The sequence below is a fragment of the Kitasatospora sp. NPDC003701 genome (assembly GCF_053587085.1).
Genome location: NZ_JBSFNM010000064.1, coordinates 35,910 through 53,878 on the forward strand (window position 1 = coordinate 35,910; position 17,969 = coordinate 53,878).

Annotated in this window: 14 protein-coding genes and 2 pseudogenes; 10 read left to right on the forward strand and 6 right to left on the reverse strand. The window is 74.4% G+C overall.

Annotation, left to right across the window (positions count from 1 at the left end):
* The first annotated feature begins 20 nt into the window (after positions 1-20).
* The 4 genes from ACWDRR_RS36990 to ACWDRR_RS37005 all read left to right on the forward strand — a co-directional run bounded on the left by ACWDRR_RS36990 (position 21) and on the right by ACWDRR_RS37005 (position 5,740).
* Positions 21-1,004, forward strand: a complete 984-nt coding sequence (locus ACWDRR_RS36990; RefSeq protein WP_449776660.1) for an alpha/beta hydrolase — start codon at positions 21-23, stop codon at positions 1,002-1,004.
* Positions 1,005-1,134: 130 nt separating this feature from the next.
* On the forward strand, positions 1,135-1,554 hold the full coding sequence (locus ACWDRR_RS36995; protein ID WP_449776661.1) for a hypothetical protein: 420 nt from the start codon (positions 1,135-1,137) through the stop codon (positions 1,552-1,554).
* 409 nt (positions 1,555-1,963) lie between these two features.
* A complete protein-coding gene (locus tag ACWDRR_RS37000; protein ID WP_449776662.1) occupies positions 1,964-4,777 on the forward strand; it encodes an SdrD B-like domain-containing protein in 2,814 nt (937 codons plus the stop codon).
* Between the two features lie 249 nt (positions 4,778-5,026).
* Positions 5,027-5,740 (forward strand): hypothetical protein, encoded by a 714-nt coding sequence (locus ACWDRR_RS37005; RefSeq protein ID WP_449776663.1) that lies wholly within the window; start codon positions 5,027-5,029, stop codon positions 5,738-5,740.
* Positions 5,741-5,828: 88 nt separating this feature from the next.
* On the opposite strand, the gene ACWDRR_RS37010 is transcribed toward ACWDRR_RS37005, so the two are convergent.
* Positions 5,829-7,133: a right-handed parallel beta-helix repeat-containing protein gene (locus ACWDRR_RS37010; RefSeq protein ID WP_449776664.1), complete on the reverse strand. Its 1,305-nt coding sequence runs from the start codon at positions 7,131-7,133 to the stop codon at positions 5,829-5,831.
* 73 nt (positions 7,134-7,206) lie between these two features.
* Between ACWDRR_RS37010 and ACWDRR_RS37015 the strand changes: the two genes are divergently transcribed.
* Complete coding sequence (locus ACWDRR_RS37015; protein ID WP_449776665.1) at positions 7,207-8,427, forward strand: Dyp-type peroxidase; 1,221 nt, start codon at positions 7,207-7,209, stop codon at positions 8,425-8,427.
* 135 nt (positions 8,428-8,562) lie between these two features.
* Here ACWDRR_RS37015 and ACWDRR_RS37020 read toward each other — a convergent pair whose 3' ends face one another.
* On the reverse strand, positions 8,563-9,006 hold the full coding sequence (locus ACWDRR_RS37020; RefSeq protein ID WP_449776666.1) for a DUF2000 family protein: 444 nt from the start codon (positions 9,004-9,006) through the stop codon (positions 8,563-8,565).
* A gap of 49 nt (positions 9,007-9,055) precedes the next feature.
* On the opposite strand from ACWDRR_RS37020, the gene ACWDRR_RS37025 reads away from it, so the two are divergent.
* Entirely contained in the window at positions 9,056-9,862 is an 807-nt protein-coding gene (locus ACWDRR_RS37025; RefSeq protein WP_449776667.1) for an AraC family transcriptional regulator, read from the forward strand.
* A 234-nt stretch (positions 9,863-10,096) separates the two neighbouring features.
* A pseudogene (locus tag ACWDRR_RS37030) lies at positions 10,097-10,789 on the forward strand (phospholipid scramblase-related protein); the annotation flags it as partial.
* A 180-nt stretch (positions 10,790-10,969) separates the two neighbouring features.
* Here ACWDRR_RS37030 and ACWDRR_RS37035 read toward each other — a convergent pair.
* The gene (locus ACWDRR_RS37035) at positions 10,970-12,130 is read right to left on the reverse strand and encodes an iron-containing alcohol dehydrogenase (protein WP_449776668.1); all 1,161 of its coding nucleotides are present in this window, start codon (positions 12,128-12,130) and stop codon (positions 10,970-10,972) included.
* Between the two features lie 138 nt (positions 12,131-12,268).
* Here ACWDRR_RS37035 and ACWDRR_RS37040 point away from each other — a divergent pair, with 138 nt between their 5' ends.
* Entirely contained in the window at positions 12,269-13,276 is a 1,008-nt protein-coding gene (locus tag ACWDRR_RS37040) for a LysR family transcriptional regulator (protein ID WP_449776669.1), read from the forward strand.
* A 72-nt stretch (positions 13,277-13,348) separates the two neighbouring features.
* On the opposite strand, the pseudogene ACWDRR_RS37045 reads toward ACWDRR_RS37040, so the two are convergent.
* A pseudogene (locus ACWDRR_RS37045) lies at positions 13,349-13,594 on the reverse strand (alkene reductase); the annotation flags it as partial.
* Positions 13,595-13,735: 141 nt separating this feature from the next.
* On the opposite strand from ACWDRR_RS37045, the gene ACWDRR_RS37050 reads away from it, so the two are divergent.
* Entirely contained in the window at positions 13,736-15,154 is a 1,419-nt protein-coding gene (locus ACWDRR_RS37050; RefSeq protein ID WP_449776670.1) for a uracil-xanthine permease family protein, read from the forward strand.
* A gap of 199 nt (positions 15,155-15,353) precedes the next feature.
* Entirely contained in the window at positions 15,354-16,082 is a 729-nt protein-coding gene (locus ACWDRR_RS37055) for a heparin lyase I family protein (protein ID WP_449776671.1), read from the forward strand.
* A 102-nt stretch (positions 16,083-16,184) separates the two neighbouring features.
* On the opposite strand, the gene ACWDRR_RS37060 is transcribed toward ACWDRR_RS37055, so the two are convergent.
* Complete coding sequence (locus tag ACWDRR_RS37060; protein ID WP_449776672.1) at positions 16,185-17,438, reverse strand: threonine/serine exporter family protein; 1,254 nt, start codon at positions 17,436-17,438, stop codon at positions 16,185-16,187.
* Between the two features lie 162 nt (positions 17,439-17,600).
* A partial coding sequence (locus tag ACWDRR_RS37065; protein WP_449776673.1) for an IclR family transcriptional regulator domain-containing protein occupies positions 17,601-17,969 on the reverse strand: 369 nt, incomplete at its 5' end.

Consider the following 17,969-nt stretch of genomic DNA (forward strand, 5'->3'; position numbering starts at 1 on the left):
CCCCGAAAGTAGGAACGACCATGCCCGCATCCCGTCAACTGATGGACCAGGAACTGCTCCTGGCCCTCGACGCGGTCCCGATGACCCCCAACGGCGCCTTCGACCTGACGGACCTCGCCGCAACGCGCGCGGCGTTCCGCGCCCAGGCCGAGGCCGCCGCCGACGCTCAGCCCGGCGACCCGTCGGTCACCGTCGAGACGCACCTCGCGAGCCGAACGGAGGGCCCCGACGTACCGATCCGCCTGCTGCGTCCCACCGAAGCGCCCGGACCTCTGCCGGTCCTGCTCTGGTTCCACGGCGGCGGGCAGGTCCTCGGCTTCGCCGCCCAGGACGATCCGTGGCTCACCCGGCTGGGTGCGAGCCTCGGCTGCGCCGTCGCCGTGGTCGACTACCGGCTCGCCCCCGAGACACCCGCCCCCGGCGCCGCCGAGGACGGCTTCACCGCCTACCAGTGGCTCGGCCGCGAGGCGGAGGCCCTGGGCCTGGACGGCACCCGCATCGGCATCGCGGGCCAGAGCGGCGGCGGAGGCGTCGCGGCGGCCACGACCCTGCTGATCCGCGACCGCGGCGGCGTGACGCCCCTGTTCCAGTCGCTCACGTATCCCATGCTCGACGACCGCAACCGCAGCGCATCGAGCCACGAGATCACCGACATCGGCATCTGGGACCGCTCGACCAACATCCTCGCCTGGCAGGCGATCCTGGGCGACCGGGCCGGCAGCGACGACGTCTGCCCCTACTCCGCCCCCTCCCGCTCCACCGACCTCGGCGCCCTGCCGCCCACCTTCATCACCGTCGGGGACCTCGACTGCTTCCGTGACGAGAACCTCGACTACGCCGCCCGCCTGCGGGCCCACGGCGTCCCGGTCGAGCTCCACCTCTACCCCGGCGCCTACCACGCCTTCGACCTCATCGCCCCGCACTCCCGGCTCGCCGGCACCTTCCACCGGACCTGGTCCGACTACCTCACCCGCCAGTTCCAGAGCGCGCCGTCCCCCGGCTGACACCACCCGCCGGCCTCGGCCCGGCGGGAGCCGGCCGCCGGGGCGTGACACCACGTGGTCGATCTGTTCGGGCCGCGTCGGGTTCACACGGGGGTGTGTCGCACGTGAATCGTGCGCATAGGGTGTCGGCATGTCATTGGGTCACCTGGTCCTCTCGTCCGGTCGTTCGATCAGGCTCGTCGAGCTGCGGATGTCTTCCACCTACGGGGGGATGCTGGAGGGCTACCCCTGCAAGCGCATCAACGACCTGAGGGTCGGTCGGCTCCAGCGGCAGGCCGAACGCGACTTCTCCGCCACGCCGGTCCATCTCGTTCCGCCCGCCCGCGAGTACCCGGACGAGACCGCCGGCTCCTTCGGTCCCGTCGAGGTGCTGCCTCCGGTGGCCTGCATCGGCGTCTTCGACTCCGCGGCGCTCGACCCGGCCATGGACGGTTCCGCCCTCGTCGTCGCCTGGTTCCAGTCGGCACCGGACGTACCGTCGGGCGAGGATGCCGATCTCGCGCTTCGCAGCATTCGTTGGGAGGAGCTGGCCCAGGACTACGAGTGGTAGGGCCTGTGCCGATCACAGCCGCCCGTGGCGCGACAGCCTGTTCGACGGGCTGAGGGGTGCCGTCAAGGGTTCGGCCTCGTCCACGTCGACGCCGAGACGCGGCGGCGCACGCCGAAGGCGACCGCGCGGGTGGCACCGCGATCCGATCGGAGCTCACCGTGGCCGGAGCGGCCGGGAGGTCCCTCGGCAGGGCGCCCGCGGACGACCGGCGCACCTCCTCGCACCGGACGAGGCCCCGGTTCCGGTTGGCTTCGTCGTAACGCCTGATGCGGCGTCAAAGTTCCTGGTTCTCCTGCGAACTTGTGTGAATCCACTTTAAGCTCCCATTAAGAATGAGCGGCTTGCCGCCAATGCGTGAACTCCCTCGCGAGGTAGGGGCGGCAGGCCCGACTGCACTGTGAGAGCAGGGATGACAACGACACGTGAAGAGAGGCCCGGTGCCGCGCGCGGCCCGGAGCGGCGGCGGCCGGGTGTGCTCGGCCGCCGCGCCGTGGGTGGCACCGCGGCGCTGGTCGTCGGAATCGGCGCGGGCTCGCTGGTGGCGGCCCCGGAGGCCTTCCCGCAGACGGGCGACGGGACGGTGACGGTGCGCGTGGTGCGGGCCGTCGACACCAGCGGGGTGTGGACGCCCGCGCTGGAGCCCGGTCTGGCCGGCGTGAAGGTGACCCTCACGGACGACGCGGGCGCCGGAATCGAGGGCACCACGGCGGCGGACGGAACGGTGACGCTGGCGCCGGCCACGGCCAGGCTCACGGGTGGCAAGTACCGTGTCCAGGTGGTGAATCCGAAGCCGGGAAAGCTCTTCCCGGCCTTCGCCTCGCGACAGGGTCTGACCGGTGCCCCCACCCAGCTGAGCAGCAACGAGGAGTTCGTCGACCTCTCCGGAGGCAAGAACGCGGCGTACACCACCGGGCTGTGGAGCCCGGGTGACTACTGCCAGAAGAACGCGCCGCTGGTGACGACCTGTCAGCCGACCACGCGCGAGGGCGGGACGCAGCGCACGCTGGTGTCCTTCCCGTACAGCGCGCGCGGGCAGGACGGCGTGGACGTGAACGTCACCGACATCGCCACCAACGCGGAGACCGGCGCGCTGTACGGCATCGCGTGGAACCGGGTGGACCGGCGGGTGTTCTCCTCCGCCGTCGCCAAGCGGACCACGGACTACGGCCCCGGCGGCGCGGGCGCGGTCTACGTGACCGACCTCGCGCAGCAGCGGACCACGCTGTTCGCCACCGTCCCGAACGCCGGTCCGACCGTCCACGGCGCGGGTACCGACGACGCGTTCCTGGCGGTGCCGGGCAAGGAGAGCCTCGGCGGCATCAAGGTCACCGACGACGGCAAGGACCTCTTCGTCGTCAACCTCAACGACCGCAAGCTCTACCGCTACGACGCCACCGGGCCCACGGCGGCCGCGCCGAAGGCCGCCTACCCGATCCCGGACCCGGGCTGCCCCGCGGCCGGGGACTGGCGGCCGTTCGGCCTCGGACTGCAGGACGGCACCGGCTACCTCGGCGGCGTCTGCTCGGGCGAGTCGACCGGCAGGACGTCCGATCTGCGCGCGGTGGTGCTGCCGTTCGACCTGGCCACCGGGGCCTTCGCGGCGGCGGTGCTGAACCAGCCGCTCGACTACCCGCGTCAGTCCACGGTCGGCGGCGGTCCCTGCGACGGGGTGGGCTGGTTCCCGTGGACCAACACCTACCCGACCTCGCAGAACGGCCAGGCCTGCACCTCCTACATGGCCCAGCCCGAGCCGGAGTTGGGCGAGATCGCCTTCGAGACCGACGGCTCGATGCTGCTGTCCTTCCGCGACCGCTTCGGCGACCGCGCGCCGGCCGGACCCGCGCCGGGCTCCGTCTCCGTCGTCATGTCGGGCGGTGACCTGAACAAGGCCTGCCCGGCCAACGGCACCTACGTGATGGACACCAACAACGGGTGCGGACTGTCCCCCCGGGGCACCCGCTTCTTCGACACCGGCTGGGGCGGTCACCACAACACGGCGTTCGCCGGCATGGCCTCCTCCAAGGTCGAGAACACCATCGCGACCTCCGCCTTCGACCCCAACCACACCGCCTTCGGCTACGGCACGTCGTTCCTTCAGCGCGACGGCAGTCAGGACCCGAAGTTCGGCCTGCGCCTCAACCCGGTAGGGGCGGCGGCGCCGTTCGGCAAGGGCGCCTCGATGGGCGACCTGGAGGTGCTCTGCGACCAGGCCCCGCTCCAGATCGGCAACCGGGTCTGGTACGACCCCGAGCGCAGCGGAGTCCAGCTCCCGGGCCAGCGCCCCGTACCGGCGGCGACCGTCAACCTGTACGACGAGTCGGGGAAGCTCGTCGGCACCACGAAGACCACGGCCCGCGGCGAGTACTACTTCGACGACTCCAACGTCACCGGCGGCCTCAAGCCGCGCACGAAGTACACCGTCAGGCTCGACAATCCGGCCGACTACGCCAAGGGCGGCCCGCTGTACCAGTGGGTGCCGACCGACGCCGACGTCGGCGACAACCGGTTCGTCGACTCCAAGGGCGTCGTCCCGGCGGGCGGGCAGTACGCCGAACGGGCGCTCACCACGGGCGGACCGGGCGAGAACGACCACACCTTCGACTTCGGGTTCCGACAGCAGGAGGGCGCGCTGCGCCTGGTCAAGCACGACCAGGACGGCAAGCCGCTGGCCGGCGCGAAGTTCCGGCTCTGGAAGGAGAGCAACGGCACCGACGGGCTGCAGAGCGACGGCGCGAAGCCCGACACGGCGGTCGGCGACCCCTGCACGACCGGGGCCGACGGCCTCTGCAAGGGCAGCGGTGTGCCGGGGACGTACTACTGGCAGGAGTTGGCGCCGCCGGAGGGCTACACCCCGCCGGAGGTCTCGGTGTTCGGGCCGCTGGTGCTGAACGCCGACAACCTCGCCACCGGGGTCGAGGTGACGGCCGTCAACCGGCTGATCCCCACGCCGACCCCGACACCCACCCCGACACCCACCCCGACGCCGACCGCGACGCCGACGCCGACCCCGGCACCCACCGAGGTGACGCCGACGACGCAGGCCCCGCCGCTGCCGGGACCGGCGGCGCCGCCGCCCGCCCCGCCGGCCCCCGCCCCCGGATCGCACCTGCCCAGCACCGGTGCGAGCGAGGGCATCCCGGTGATGCTGGCCGGCGCGGGCACGCTGAGCGCGCTCGGCGCGGGCCTGGTGCTGCTGGCCCGCCGCCGCAGGGCCCGGCAGTAGTAGCACGCCCCCCGTGGCGGTCCTGACGGACCGGCACCGATCGGGCGGGTCCGCGGACTCCGGTCCCCGGACCCGCCCGACTGTCGTGACCGACCGAGGAGAGAAGGCAAGCGCATGGCCCGCAAGGCGGCAGCCCGGAAGGCCGAGGACCGGAAGGCGGAGCGCCGGAGTGCGGGGCCCCGGAGGGCGGCGGCCGACACCCGAGGGCCGCGTCGCCGGGCCGTCCGGCTCAGGACCGCGGTCGCGCTCGTGGCGTGCGCCGTCGCGGCGGGCGGCGTCGTCGCCTACCGGACCGTCGCCGACGGGACCGGGGAGCGGGCGGTGACCGTCGACGAGGCCTCCCGGCTGGCCCTGTCGCGCCTGAACCTGTTCCAGGCCAGCCCGGTCACGGTGGTACTCACCGCCGCCGAGGGCGGGGGCGTCGACGTCCGGGTCGAGGGCGTCGTGGACTACCGCACCCGCCGGGGCGTGGGCCGCTACCGGGTCACCGGGGCGAGCGGCCCGCTCGACCACGGCCTGGTCGTCTGGGACGCCGGCGGTCTCGGACTCGCCCCCGAACCGGCCGGCGCCGACGGCCCGGCCTGGCAGCAGGCCGAGCGCGTCCCCCGGCAGGGCTGGTCCCCGCGCACCTACACGGCGGACCCGTTGGACGCCGGGCTCCAACTCCTGGTCCAGCTCGGCGCCGACCGGCCGGACAACCCGCTGCTGCTCGCCCAGTCCGGGGCCCGCTGGCTCGGCAGCGACCGACTGGACGGCCGGACCTACGACCGGTTCGCCGGCCCGCGCGCCCAGGGCGCGGCGCCCGACGGCGGGCGGTCGCCGCTGACCTACTGGGTCGACGGCGACGGCACGCTGCGGCGGATGACGATGCGGATGCCGGGTCTGGGCACCCCGACCACGGTGGAGTTCGCCGGGCAGGACGCCGGCGCCAGGCTGCCCGAGGCGCCCTGGCTCACCGGCTGACCCCGGCCCGGCTGACCCCGGCGCCGCCCGCGCAGCCGTCGCTGCCGGCCCCGGCGGCCCGTCGCGCCGCCCGCGCCCCGGTCGCCCCTCACCCGGCCGGCTGCGCCGGGAGCGCGCCGGCGTCCGTCGGGAGCGGGTACGCCCCCGGGTCCACCGCCCCCGGCAGGCCGGTCGCCGGGCGGCCGGGCACCGTCGGGTCGGGCAGCGACGGCTGGGCGGGCGGCGCCGGCACCCGGCTGAACGGGACACCGGGCGGCGCCTGCACCGGAGCCGTGCGGCCCGCGGGCAGCGGCCCGCGCCCCTGGCCGCCGCAGCCCGCCGCGGCCTCCAGCCCGTCCGGGCTCTGCGTGGCGGGCCGGTTGCCGCCGAAGCAGTTGCCGGGGTCGGCCGAGGCGAGCACCAGGTCGGCGCCGTTGCCGTCCACCTGGTTGCCCTCGACCCGGTTGCCGCTCGCCGGGTGTCCCGGCGGGTCGGTGACGATCACCCCGGCCGCCCGGTTGCCCCGGACGAGGTTGCGCTCCACCCGGTTCGCGGTGCCGCCGCCGATGCCGATGCCGATGCCGAAGCCCCCGTCCGCCTGCTCGGGGGTGTCGGCGGCGTTGTTGTCGACGACCACGTTGCCCGCGATCACCGCGCCGTGCTGCGGGGCCAGCGCCTCCAGGTCGTTGGAGTTGACCGTGACGCCCACCCGGTTGCCGGCCACGCGGTTGCCCAGGATCGACAGGCCGTCCGAGGCGTTGGTCAGCTCGACGCCGACCGCGTTGCGCTCCACGGTGTTGCCGCGCACCAGGGTGTCGCAGGGCTTGCACTGGCCGACGTAGATGCCGGAGTCGGCGTGTCCGGAGGCGTAGGAGTCCTCGATCACGCCGGCACGCGCGTCGAAGGCGTAGATGCCGTACAGGCCGTTGTTGTACGCCGTCACCCGCGTCGCGCGGAAGCCCTCCACGGGCGGGAAGCGGGCGGTGTCCAGCGGGTCGTACGCGGAGCCGCCCGCGCCGCGCTGCTGCAGCTTCGCGTCGGTGACGCCGGTGAACAGGACGCCGTTGGCCAGGTAGCCGTGGACGGTGAGGTTCTCCACCACCGAGCCGGGGCCGGTGGCGGTGATGCCGTTGGCCAGCTTGAGCCCGCCGTCGAACACCACGGCGGAGCGGTCCGTCCCGCGCACCACGACGTTGCGCCTGGTGACGCGCACGCTCTCGCGGTAGGTGCCGGGTCCGATCAGGACCGTGTCGCCCTCGCGGGCGGCGTCCACGGCCCGCTGGACGGTGGGGAAGTCCTCCGGCACGCGGACCACGCTCCCGGCCGGATGCCTGGCGTCGTCGGAGGCCGGACCCGCGGAGGAGCACCCCGCGGCCAGGGCGGCGACGACGGCCAGGGCGGTCGCGGTCGCCACGGACCTGAGGGCTGACCGGCAGTCAGGCAAGGTGATTTGCATGGCATGTGTTCTATCGTCTCCAATAGGGCGCATGCCCACCGAACCGGAAAACGCGCCGCCGTCGAGCCCGCCCGCCGCGCCCGGACTCGGGCGGCGACGGGCACTGCTGGCGGCCGGCGCGGTGCTCGCCGCCGGTGTCGGGGCGGCGGCCGGCGAGCTGGCGGACGGTGACCGCTCACCGGGGCGCGCCGCCGCGACCGGTGGTCCGCCGCCCGAGGCGCCGGCCCCCTTCCACGGCGCCCGGCAGTCCGGCCTGACGGGTACTCAACTCCCGGCGACGAAACTCGTCGCCTTCGACCTCCCGCCGACCTCCGCCGCCGCGGACCGGGAGGCCCTGCGCACCCTCCTCACCACCTGGACCCGCACCCTCGCCGCCGCGACGGCCGGGTCCGGCCCCTCGTCCGACCCGCGCCTGCGGGCCCACGGCACCACCCGGCTCGCCTCGCTGGTCGGCCTCGGCCCCGCCCTCGCCGCCCGGCTGGGCCTCGCCGTCCCCGCCGGACTGGCCGAGCTGCCGCCGTTCCCCGGCGACCGCCTCGACCCGGCGCGCAGCGGCGGCGACCTGCTGCTGCAGCTCTGCGCCGCCGACCACTGGACGCTCGCCGTCGTCGCCGAACTCGCCACCACGGCCGCCCTGGCCGCCGGGGCCGCGCCCCGCTGGTCGCAGTCCGGCTTCCTGCCCGGGACGGAGCCGGGCGCGACTCCCCGCAACCTGTTCGGCTTCAAGGACGGCACCGCCAACCCGGACGAGGACGCCGCCCGACAGTGGGTCTGGGGCCCGCCGGGGCCGCACGAGAACGCCACCGTCCTGGTCTACCGGCGGATCCGGATGGACACCGCCGCCTTCGCCGCGCTCCCCGAGGAGCAGCAGGACCTCGCGATGGGCCGCCGGGCCGGCGACGGCGCCCCGCTGACCGGCACCGCCGAGCACGACGAGCCCGACCTCTACGCCAAGCACCCCGACGGCGCCTACGTCATCCCGGCCGCCGCCCACGTCCGCCTCACCGGCCCCCGCCTCGACGGCGGCGCCCGCATGCTCCGCCGGGGCTACAGCTACGACGACGCCCCCGGCGACCGGGGCCTGCTCTTCTGCGCGTTCATGCGCGACCCGGGCCAGTTCACCCGCGTCCAGGACCGCCTGGCCGCCCGTGACGCCCTCAACCCCTTCATCGAACACACCGCCTCCGCCGTCGCCTACGTCCTCCCCGGCGCCCCGGAGGGCACCTCCCTGGGCGACCGGCTGTGGTCCTGACGCCCCGGGAGCGTCCCGGGCCCCTGGGCTTTCACGCCCCGGGGCCTCCACGCCCCGGGACCTCCACGCCCCGGCGCCTTCACGCCCGGGCCGGGGATGCTCCCGGCCCGAGCACCCGGCCCGGGGCGTCCGGGTTCAGGGGTGCATCCGCGCGCCCTTGAGGACCTTGTCGACCGCGTTGCGCGGCCCGTGGACGGCCATGCCGACCAGGTCGAGCCGGTCCCTGCCGAGGGCCCGGACGGCCGCCCGGTTGTCCCGGTCGTTGCCGGTGGCGAACAGGTCCGAGGTGAACACGGCGACGGGCAGCGACCGGGACAGCGCCCGGCCGTGCGCCGCGGTGAGGACCTCCTTCGCCCCCTCGAAGACCAGGACGGGCTGACGGAACATCGGCAGGTACGCCGTGCCGTCGCCGTCCGCGTACGGCTCGCCGACCACCTCGGGCACGGCGGTGCCGAGGCCGCTGACCAGGAAGGCGGTCACGTTCAGCCGCTGCCAGGGCTGCAGGTCGTCGCGCAGCAGGACGGCGATCTTGGTGTCGAAGCGGACCGGTGCGACATCGTCCGTGGTCGTGGTTGTCATGATGTGAGACTCGCGGGTGCGCCTGCTCCCGGTCTTGTACGTTCTTGGCATGATGCCCCGGCAGGAGGTCGCCGCCTGGCGCCCGTCCGTCGCCGGCGTCGTGGAGGTCTTCCACGCCCGATTCGTCGAGCACGCCTATCCGATGCACGTCCACGACGCCTGGACGCTGCTGATCGTCGACGACGGGGCGGTCCGCTACGACCTGGACCGCCACGAACGCGGCACGCCGAGCGACACGGTCAGCCTGCTGCCGCCGCAGGTGCCGCACAACGGCTCGCCCGCCACGGCCGACGGCTTCCGCAAACGGGTGCTCTACCTCGATCTGACCCAGCTGGACGCGAGCCTCATCGGCCCGGCGGTGGACGGCCCCGACCTCACCGATCCCCTGCTGCGCCGGCGCGTCGGGGAACTGCACGCGGTACTCGCCCGCCGGGGCGACGAGTTCGAGGCGGAGAGCCGGCTCGCCCTCGTCGCCGAGCGGCTGCGCGGGCATCTGCGGCCCAGGCCGGCGGCCGCCCGGTCCGAGCGGGTGGATCACGCGGTCGCCCGGGAGCTGCGGGAGCTCCTCGACGGGCGGCTCCTGGACGCCCCCGGTCTGAACGAGGCGGCCCGGCTGCTCCACGCCCACCCGACGCACCTGGTCCGCGCGTTCAGTGCCGCCTTCGGCATCGCGCCGCACCAGTACCTGACGGGCCGCCGCGTTGACCTGGCCCGCCGGCTGCTGCTCGACGGGCGGCGACCGGGCGAGGTCGCGACCGCGGTCGGCTTCTACGACCAGGCGCACCTCACCCGGCACTTCCGGCGCGTCGTGGGGACCACCCCGGGGCGGTACGCCCGTACCGGGGCCGCCGGTTGAGCCGGAGGGGCGTCGGCTCGCAGCCGGGGCGCCGGGACCGGCCCCGGGCGTGACATCGGTCACACCCCGGCCGTCGAAGATCGGTCAACTGGCGCCCGAAGGACCCGAATCCGCAGGTCGGAGCCGTAACCGGAGTCCCGGACGGACCGGGACCGTGCGAAACGATCTGGCTACCCACCGAGGATTGAGCCTAGCCTGCCCGCCATGTCCCAGAACACGAACACCCCCGGCTTCCCCGGGCAGCCGGCCGCTCCGGCCGGCGACTCCGCCAAGGTGCAGCGCCAGGTACAGCAGCAGGCGGGCGTCGGACCGGTCTCCGGTGGCGGCGGCACCCTCTTCTCCGAGCCCGTCCTGGTGGTGAACCAGAAGGCGAAGCTGATCGAGCTCACCAACGAGTACTCGGTCTTCGACCAGCAGGGCGCCACGCTGGGCTCGGTGGTGCAGGTCGGCCAGAGCGGTCTGCGCAAGGTGATACGGCTGCTCACCTCCCTCGACCAGTACCTGACCCACAAGCTGGAGATCCGTGACGCGCAGGGCACCCCGGTGCTGCTGCTGACCCGCCCGGCGAAGTTCATCAAGTCGCGGGTGGTCGTCCAGCGTCCGAACGGCCAGGAGGTCGGCCAGATCGTCCAGCAGAACGCCATCGGGAAGATCAATTTCGCGATGGAGGTCGGCGGGCAGAAGATCGGCGCCGTCAAGGCGGAGAACTGGCGGGCCTGGAACTTCTCCATCGTCGACGAGACGGACACCGAGGTCGCCCGGATCACCAAGACCTGGGAGGGCCTGGCGAAGACGATGTTCACCACGGCCGACAACTACGTGCTCCAGATCCACCGCCCGCTCAGCGACCCGCTGCTGAGCCTCGTCGTGGCGACCGCGCTGACCGTGGACACCGCGCTGAAGCAGGACGCCCGCGGCTTCGGTTAGCCGCAACCGCACGTGGCCGGTTCGACCGGGCCGCGAGCGGTGCGCGCGGGCGCCCGGCCGGGTTCTCCGGCCGGGCGTTCCGCGTGGGCGGCCGCCGAGTTCGCGGCGCCGGCGGGCGGGCGCCGCGGAGCGTGGGCGGACCGGTCACGCGGGACGTCGTCGCCGGGCGGGCGGCCGGGTTCAGGCGTAGATCCGGGCGTAGAGGTCCCGGATCTGGTCGGCGGTGGGCACGACGGGGTTGTTGGCGGGGGAGCCGGACCCCAGGGCCTGCTCGGCCATGAGGGGCGTCAGCCGGGCCCACGCGTCCGGGTCGATCCCGTGGGCGTGGGGCGTGGGGACGGCCAGGTCGCGGCAGAGCGCGCGCAGCGCGTCGACGAGCTTGGCGGCGGCCGTGCGATCGGAGTCGGTCGTGGTCGCGGCTCCCAGGGCGCGGGCGCAGTCGGCGTACCGGCCGGGTGCCGCGTGCACGGAGAAGGCGGTCACCGCGGGGAACAGCATCGCGTTCGACAGGCCGTGGGCGACGTGGAAGTGGGCGCCGATCGGGCGGCTCATGCCGTGGACGAGGGCGACGCTGGAGTTCGAGAAGGCCATGCCGGCCTGGGTCGCGGCGAGCATCATGGCCTCGCGGGCGCCGGTGTCCGAGCCGTCCGCGTAGGCGCGGCGCAGATGGCGGCCGATGGTGCCGATCGCGGCGAGGGCGAGGCCGTCGGAGAAGGGGTTGGCCCTGCGGCTGACGTACGCCTCGACGGCGTGGGTGAGGGCGTCGATGCCGGTGTCGGCGGTCAGCCGGGGCGGCATCGAGACGGTCAGGTCCGCGTCGACCACGGCGGCGAGCGGCAGGAACGCCGGGCCCATGCAGAGCATCTTCTCGTCCGTGTCGCTGTCGGTGATGACGGTGACCTGGGTCGCCTCCGAACCGCTGCCGGCGGTGGTGGGGACGGCGATCACCGGGAGGGCCGGTCCGAGGTTGACGTGCGGCGCCTTGTAGTCGCGCATCCGACCGCCCCGCACTCCCAGCAGGGCGAGGGCCTTGGCGCTGTCCATCGGGCTGCCGCCGCCGAACCCGACGACCGAGTCCGCCTCGTGGTCGTGCAGCGCGGTCAGGCCCGGGGTCAGCGAGTCGGTCGTCGGGTCGGGCACGGTGCCGGAGAACAGGCGCGGGCTCAGCCCGGCCCGGAGCAGAGTCCCCGTCAGGCGCTCCGCCGCGCCGGTCCCGACCAGGAACGCGTCGGTGACGAGCAGGGGGCGGCTCAGCCCCAGCCCCGCGACGACGTCGCCCAGCTCCTCGGCGGCGCCGCGGCCGACGCGCACGATCCGGGGCAGGGACAGGCCGGCAACCATGGGGTACCCCTCGACGCTGGGAGGAACGGCGGCCGGGTATGCCGGCCGACGGTGCTCCGACTGTGGCGCCCGCGCGGTCGTGCGTTCAAGCGCCAATCGTGCAGACGGGGTGTGCGCGAATGCAGATACGCTGATCCGGTGGCCTCCCGTTCCCGCCCGGCCGGTGACGACCCGGCCCCGTCTCCGCGGACGGAGTGCGGCAGCCTCGATCCGCGTACGCTCCGCGCGGACGACCTGCGGTACCTGCTCGCGGTCGCCCGTACCGGGCGCCTGGTGAGCGCGGCCGACGCGCTCGGGGTGGACCACACCACCGTGTCCCGCCGCATCACCGCGCTGGAGCGGAGCCTCGGGGCGCGGCTGATGGAGCGCGGTACGGAGGGCTGGGGCCTGACCGACGCGGGAAAGGCCGTCGCCGAGAGCGCCCGCGCGATCGAGGACGCCCTCGTCCGCGTCGTCGACGCGGTGTCCGGTCAGGAGGCGCCGTCACTGCACGGCACCGTCCGGATGAGCGCCCCGGACGGCTTCGGTACCGTCTTCGCCACCCCGGCGCTGGCCCGGGTGCGCCGGCGGCACCCCCGGCTGCGCGCCGAACTCATCACGGCCACGCGTCAGTTGAACCTGCGTCCGGCCGGCTTCGATCTCGCCCTGGTCATCGGCAGGCCGCCGCGGAGCCGGCTGGTGACCGAGCACCTCACCGACTACGCGCTGGGGTTGTACGCCAGCGACGAGTACCTCGCGCGGTGCGGGCCGCCCGGTTCGGTCGCCGAGCTGCGGGAGCATCCGCTGATCTTCTACATCGAGTCGATGCTCCAGGTCGGCGACCTCGACATCGAGCGTCATCTGCCGGGCGTCACCCCCGCGTTCTCCTCCACGAACGTCTTCGCCCAGCTCGAAGCCACCCGACTGGGAGCCGGCGTCGGTGTGTTGCCGGCCTTCCTCGCCCGACGGGCCCGGCTGCGGCGGCTGTTGCCCGACGAGGTCGACATCCGCCTGCCGATCACCCTGGCCGTGCGGCGGGAGGCGGTGACCCACCCCGCCGTCCGGGTCGTGCGCGACGCCCTGCACCACGAGGTCGCCCACCGCGTCGACGAACTGCTCCCGGCGGGCTCCGACCGGCCGGCCGGGACGGACGAGGGCCTGCTCTGACGGGCGCCCGCTCCGACGGCCGGGCCGGCGCCCGCTCCGACGGCAGGACGGCGCCCGCCGGGCGGTTCGACCGAGGGTCGGGTGGTCGGCGCAGCCCGTCTCGCCGCCCACGTACACCAGGTGCGCGTCCCGGACCGGGTTGAGCGGTGCCCCCGTGCGCAGCCGGGTGACCGGGTCGGGGTCGGGGTCGGCCAGGAACGCACGGCCGAGCGGGATCAGGTCGGCGCCCGCGTCCAGCAGGCGCTCGGCGGCGGCGCGGCCGACGTCGGCGGGCAGCGGGCCGGGCCGGGGCAGGGCGGGGTTCGCGATCAGCGCGCCGCCCCGGAGGTCCGGCCGGCCACAGGCCCCCGCCGCGCGAGTGTGCAGGTCGGGGCGGGGGCGGTGACGTGCGGGAGGCCCGTCGGCCGTGAGAATGGTGCGGACAGTCCCCCCGGAAGTACAGAGAAAGCGAACCCCCACATGGATCTCGGCGTGCGCTGGAAGCTGCACGGTGACGGGCGTACGCCCGCACCGGGAGCGGTCGTCCGCCCCGATGAACGGCTCTCCTGGCCCCGAACGGCGGGGCTCGGCGCCCAGCACGTGGTGGCCATGTTCGGCGCGAGCTTCGTGGCTCCCGTGCTGATGGGGCTCGACCCCAACCTGGCGATCATGATGTCCGGCGTCGCGACCGTCATCTTCCTGCTGGCGACCCGCGGCCGGGTGCCCAGCTACCTCGGCTGCTCGCTGTCCTTCGTCGGCGTGGCCGCGGTGATCCGGGCGCAGGGCGGTACCAGCGCGACGGTCACCGGCGCCGTGTTCGTGGTGGGCGTGGCGCTGTTCCTGGTGGGCCTGGCGGTCCAGCGGTTCGGGGCGCGGATCATCCACGCCGCGATGCCGCCGATCGTCACCGGCGCCGTCGTCATGCTGATCGGCTTCAACCTCGCGCCCGTCACCGCCTCGACCTACTGGCCGCAGGACCAGTGGACGGCGCTGCTGGTGATGCTGTTCACCGGGCTGGCCGTGGTGTGCCTGCGCGGCTTCTGGTCGCGCGTGGCGATCTTCCTCGGGCTGCTCTTCGGCTACGCGATCTCCTGGTTGTTCGACCGGATCTTCGGGCGGATCCACTCGGTGGACGCGAGCGGACACCTCACCGACCACTGGCGGCTGGACCTGTCGGGCGTCGGCTCGGCGGACTGGGTCGGCCTGCCCGCCTTCCACGGCCCGTCCTTCGAGTGGTCCGCGATCCTGGTGGCGCTGCCCGTGGTGATCGCGCTGGTCGCGGAGAACGCCGGGCACGTCAAGGCGGTGGGGGAGATGACCGGCCGGAACCTGGACGACAAGCTCGGCACCGCGATCTCCGCGGACGGCGTCGGCTCCATGCTCTCCACCGCGGTCGGCGGCCCGCCGAACACCACGTACTCGGAGAACATCGGCGTCATGGCCGCCACCCGGGTGTACTCCACCGCCGCCTACTGGGCCGCCGCCGGCTTCGCGCTGCTGTTCGGCATCTGCCCGAAGTTCGGTGCCGTGGTGGCCGCGATCCCCGGCGGGGTGCTCGGCGGCATCACCGTCATCCTGTACGGCATGATCGGCCTGCTCGGCGCGCAGATCTGGACCACGGCCCGGGTGGACCTGCGCAACCCGCTGAACCTGGTGCCGGCCGCCGCGGGCATCATCATCGGCATCGGCAACGTCACCATGAAGTTCACCGACACCTTCAGCCTCAGCGGCATCGCGCTGGGCACCCTGGTCGTCATCACCGGCTACCACGTGCTGCGGGCGCTGGCCCCCGCGCACCTCAAGACGCAGGAGCCGCTGCTGGACGAGGGCACCTCCTCCTACGACACGGGCGCCGAGGACCCGGGGGAGCCGGGCGGGGCGCAGCGGCGCGCCGGGTAGCGGTACGCCCGGCGGCGGCGTCCGGCCCGAGCGGTCATCGCCCGGGTGCCCGCGGCCGACCGGTGGAAGTGCCCGAAAGGGCCGCTGTCGGTCGGCCCGCTTGGCCCCACGGGTCGTCAGGTGGTCGAATCGGTCCCTGCGTCCGGGCCGAACGGCCCGGACGGCGTCCGTTCCGGCCACTCGTACACCCGGGAGAGGCATGTCCCTTCTGTCCCACCACCGCAGGACCGCCGCCGGCGTCGTGGCCCTCACGACGTTCGCGATCTCCTTCGGCTCGGCCACCGCCAGCAGCTCCGCCGCGACGGGCAAGGTCCTGTGGACCCCGAGCACCGGCAAGGGCCCGTCCTCCTTCAACGCCGTCCAGTGCGCCGCGGGCAACTTCGGCGTCGTCAAGGACGCCACCAAGGGCAGTGTGTGGCGGGCGTTCCAGGCCGCGGGGGAGGAGCGCTGCGAGACGGTCGGCCCCGACCTGAAGGAGGGCTCCACCTTCTACCTCGGCTGGTCGTCCAAGGTGGACATCAAGGACTCGAACAGCCGCTACGTCTTCCAGCTCAAGTGCTCGCCGAGCACCGACACGGCGAACCACCCGATCGAGATCGACGCGACGACCGGGCGGATCCGCCTCCAGGAGTGGGACACCGAGCACGTCGCGCACACGCTGTGGACCGCGCCGACCGCCAACAACGAGTGGCACTCCTACGCGCTGAAGATCCGGCTGGGCCGCACCGACGGCACCATCGACTTCTGGTTCGACGGCGTGAAGCAGACCTTCACCACCGGCTCGGGCACCTTCAAGGGCACCACCTGGGACGGCGACCGCAACTACCTCAAGTGGGGCTCCTACCACCCCTCCTCGGGCAACGCGACGAACACCTTCACCAGCCCGGTGATGGCGACCACCCTGGAGGCGGCCACCGCCGGCTCGTGAGGGAGCGGCGGGCCCGCCCGGGGCGTTCGCCCGGCCCGCCCGCGGCGTCCGGCGGGCTCGCAGCGCTCGCCGCACTCCTCGTGCCCGCGGTGCCCGCCCGACTCAGGGTCGGCGCCGCGACAGGGCGGCCGTCGGGCTCGGCACGCGGCTGATCACCGAGCCGATCAGGGTGCCGACGGAGACGCCGAACAGGGCCGACACGGCGGTGAGTACGGCCTGCGCCCCGTCGCCCACCTCGATCTGCGCGGTGTTGAGCAGGCCGAAGGAGCCGGGCACCACGATCCAGAAGGCGGGCAGGTAGAGCACCTGCCAGGACGAGCCGCGCCGCAGCCAGTGCGCGACGGTGGCTGCGGCCGCGGCGGTGACGGCGCCGGCCAGGCCGCCGATCGCCGCGCCGTTGGTGGAGGTCACCGCGACCTGGACGGCGGCGGTCACCGCGATCACCGCGACGATCCAGGGGATGGCGGGCAGCGGGGCATTGACGTTGACCACGACGCCGGCCACCGCGAGGGCCAGCCCCAGGCAGACCAGCCACCGGCCGGGCGTGGCCACCTGGGTGTTGGCCAGGGCGGAGGCGGGCACGCCGGTGGCGGTGGCGGCGGCCACCACGCCGGTGAGGAAGAGCGCGAGCTGGACGGCGCCGGACATCAGCCTGGCCGTGCCCGCGCTGGCCGCGCCCGCGGCGATCTCCGACAGCCCGGTCACCAGCAGGCCACCCGGCAGCAGGATGGCCAGGGTGGCGACGATCGTGCGCAGTGGTCCGTCCAGCAGCCCGACCCGGGCGGCCCCGAGGACGAGGACGGAGACGAGGAAGCCGGCGGTGACCGGCAGCAGCGGCCGCAGCGGCGGCACCCGGCGGGCCGTCATGGTGAGGCCCACCACGATCAGTGAGCCGACCGCGGAGGCGAGGACGTTCACCGCCACCGGTTGCAGGTAGAGGCAGAGCCCCACGCCGACCGGCAGCATCCCGAGGTCCGCGACCCAGCTGGGCCAGCGGGCCGGCGCCCGGCGGATCGCGTCCAGGTCGCGCAGTGCCCGGTGCCCGTCGAGCGCGCCCGTACGCAGCCGGTGCACCACGTCGAGGAGGTCGGCGGTCTGCTCGAACCGCAGGGCGGCGCCGACCGGCTCGAACGCGGCGGCTTCGTCCGCGCTCAGCGCGACGAACAGCCCGGTGGTCAGGGCGGCGACCCGGACGTCGGGCGCTCCCAGGGCCCGGCCGAGCCTGCGCAGTTCCTCCTCCACGTCGTGGACGGGCAGGCCTCCGCTCAACAGGCCCGCGCCGAGTTCGAGCAGGAGGCGGCGGCGCGGATCGGCGGGGGAGCCGGTGCCCCGGTCGGGCGGGGGTGTGCTGAGCATGGCGGATATGCTCGCATACCGCCCGTTTACGACCGGTGGCACCGTTGGTGACCGGACGCCCGGGCCGGGAGGCGGGCGCCGGCCGGGCCTGACGGTCGGGGGGAGAGAAGGCCGCCGGCCGGGCCTGACGGTCGGGGAGCGCCGTCGGCCGGGCCTCGGTGGTCACGCCCGGCGGAGCGCCTCGGTCAGGTGGTGGGCCGCTTCGATGACCGCCTGGGCGTGCAGCGGCCCGGGGTGCCGGCTGAGGCGCTCGATCGGGCCGGAGACGGAGACGGCGGCGACCACCCGGTTGGAGGGGCCGCGGACGGGTGCGCAGACGGACGCCACGCCCGGTTCGCGTTCGCCGATGGACTGGGCCCAGCCGCGGCGCCGGACGCCGCTCAGCGCGGTGGCGGTGAACCGGGCGCCCTGGAGGCCGCGGTGCAGCCGCTCGGGTTCCTCCCAGGCCAGCAGGACCTGGGCGGCGGAGCCGGCCTTCATCGGCAGGGTGCTGCCGACCGGGACGGTGTCCCGCAGGCCGGAGAGCCGCTC